General features: G+C 36.0%; 2 protein-coding genes. Both read right to left on the bottom strand.

Annotated features, from left to right (window positions below; all coding sequences use genetic code 11):
* Positions 1-86 precede the first annotated feature (86 nt).
* Positions 87-638 (bottom strand): hypothetical protein, encoded by a 552-nt coding sequence (locus E1171_RS02705; protein WP_155203829.1) that lies wholly within the window; start codon positions 636-638, stop codon positions 87-89.
* A gap of 100 nt (positions 639-738) precedes the next feature.
* Positions 739-2,394 (bottom strand): ABC transporter ATP-binding protein (locus E1171_RS02700; protein WP_155203827.1); only part of this gene is annotated, 1,656 nt, incomplete at its 5' end.

Raw genomic sequence — 2,394 nt, 5'->3', positions numbered from 1 at the left:
TATATTTTGCTCCGAAACTATCAAAAATAACAGGATATTCAAAGTAGCTTGTTTAGGATGGAGGAAATTTTTGCCTCTCTCCGAATTCAATATAATTTGGTTAAAATGGTATTGACAAGTTCTTTTTTAATGTCAAGAAATGGGATAATAGTGTATGTTTTATGGAAGTAAAAAAGTTGTTGTTGGTTTGAATGCTTTCTGATTTCCGCTTTTGGGTCATTCCCTTTTCTAATTAGTTCTAAAGCACGATGTTCTGTAATGTCGCCGGTGAACTGAATTTGAATTTGTTCTTTTGGTGTGGTTGACACCGAATTGACCAGAAAATAGAAATGGTTTTTTCCATTTTCATCCGTTTGTTGACTAAATAGAATGACATAAGTGAGACCTTTTTGATTAGAAACCATAAAACAATAAGGAAAAATATGTTTGGCCTCCTGCAGCCTCTCACCAAAGTTAGTTTCTTCTGTTTCTGCTAAAGGATAATAAAGGATGGTGAGTTGAAAAGATTGAATTTTCTCCTGGCTTAGGATAATACTTTGTGGTGTTTTTTTCTCGGTTTTAATAGATTGTTGATCCTGGTAAAAGGAGGTGAATTCTGTGGGAAAGATTATGAAAAGAAATGGAAAAAAGGATATCATAGATTTTCAGAAGAACCCAAGAAAGTATGGGCTTTTAATTAAACAACCTACCTTTTTAGTAGGCTGTTTAATTATTTGAAAATCTTTTTAAAAAGTTTACTTAGATCCTGGATTGATGAGTATATAAATCGAAATAGCGCCCTTTTCGATGGATAAGCTCGTCATGTGTTCCTTTTTCCACAATATTACCTTCTTCTATCACTAAAATTTGATGGGCCTGACGAATAGTACTGAGGCGATGAGCAATAACAAAGGTAGTTCGACCTTTCATTAATTGGTTAAGACTTTTTTGAATGAAGGATTCACTTTCTGTATCAAGGTTTGAAGTTGCCTCATCAAGAATCAGGATTTTGGGATCGGCAAGTAATGCTCTTGCGATGGCAATTCGTTGACGTTGCCCACCAGATAGTTTTACTCCTCTTTCTCCAATTAGGGTATTGAGACCATCATCAAATCGGTCGGTAAATTCATGTACATATGCAGCTTTTACTGCTTCTAAAAGGTCCTCATCAGTGCTATTTGGACGAGCAAAAAGGATATTTTCCCTAATAGTTCCCTCAAAAAGGAAATCATCCTGTAAAACAACTCCCAAATGGCTTCGATAGCTATTTAAGGTGATCTTTGAGAGGTGTTCTCCATCTACTTGTACAGAACCTTTGCTTGGGTTTAGGAAAGATGCCGTTAAGCCTGCAATGGTTGTTTTTCCGGATCCGGAGCTTCCCACCAAAGCTGTTACCGTTCCTGCTTCAGCTTTAAAATTGATATCTTTCAGTACCTCTTTACCTTTTTCATAAGCAAAAGATACCTTATTAAATTCAATTTTTCCTTTTAGTTCTCTTAATTCAATAGTACGTTGTTCATCATCAATTTCTCTTTTAAGCCTTAGAATTTCTTCCATTCGGTCAAGACCAGCAAGAGCTTCCGTGATTTGACTGCCGATATTACTCATTTGTACGATAGGGGCAATCATAAATCCTAAATAGAGGATAAAAGCAAAGAAATCACCCACTGTCATGGCTCCTTTTAGAATCAAATCAGCACCCAATCCCATGATTACCACAGTAGTTAAACCTAATAAAAAGGTTGCCGAACTTGTTATTAAGCTTGTAGAGGTAAGTGACTTTTTTACATTTTTGAATAGTCGATTGACTCCTATAGAAAAGACTGCTTTTTCTTGGTCCTCAGCATTGAATCCTTTAATAATTCGGATTCCATTTAAGGATTCTGTAAGTCGACCTGTTACGTCAGCATTAATTTCACCTCTTTTTCTAAAAATTGGGCGTATAAAGCCAAAGGCTTTCATGGATATAATCCCAAAAAGAATTAAGGGTAAAAGGGAACAAAGTGTCAATAACCAATTGATTCGAATTAGGATGATAAGGGAAATAAGGGCACTTAGAATCCCGCCTATTAGTTGAACAAAACCTGTTCCTACTAAATTTCGAACTCCCTCAACATCTGTCATGATTCGAGAGACCAAGGAGCCAGTCTTTTGATTGTCGAAATAGTTGACAGGAAGGTGAATAATCTGTTTGAGCATTTTTGAGCGGAGATTAGCAATTAAATTTTGCGCTTCCACGCTTAAAATCCGGGTTAGTAGAAAAGAACTAATGGATTGAACCCCTACTGCCAAAGCAACTAGCCCAAGTAGGGGGAATAGAATATTTCTTTGTCCATTGGTAATTACATTATCAATAAGGTATTTGCCAGAACCCGGTAAAACTAATCCTGATAAACGATTTATGATGATTAATAA

The sequence above is a fragment of the Xanthovirga aplysinae genome, from assembly GCF_009711365.1.
Lineage (GTDB): Bacteria > Bacteroidota > Bacteroidia > Cytophagales > Cyclobacteriaceae > Xanthovirga > Xanthovirga aplysinae.
The sequence above is the reverse complement of the archived record's forward strand: the minus strand, read 5'-3'. Positions and strand labels throughout refer to the sequence as shown.